Genomic DNA, 236 nt, shown 5'->3' with positions numbered 1-236 from the left:
GCGCGCGGTGTTCCTGACAAAACGGAATCTGCCGCGTGTCCTGCAACTGCGCCAAAATGCCGTCGGACAATGCGCGCGCCTTGTCGTTTTCTAAAAAACGGGCGCGCGTTTCGGCATGCGCCGCAGCGGCAAAATTTTGCGTTTCGGGAGATTCGAGGTTTTCAAAATGTAGATAGGAATCGGGGTAAGATTTCATAGGAAAAGGCCGTCTGAAAGATTGGGAAACGGAATTATAA

The 236-nt window shown here is 51.3% G+C and carries 1 pseudogene; it reads right to left on the bottom strand.

Going from position 1 to position 236, the window contains the following annotated elements:
* Window positions 1–196, bottom strand: a pseudogene (locus ACTHS3_RS18615) (S9 family peptidase); the annotation flags it as partial.
* Window positions 197–236: the final 40 nt, after the last annotated feature.

Source organism: Neisseria sp. P0009.S007 (assembly GCF_051962515.1).
The sequence above is the reverse complement of the archived record's forward strand: the minus strand, read 5'-3'. Positions and strand labels throughout refer to the sequence as shown.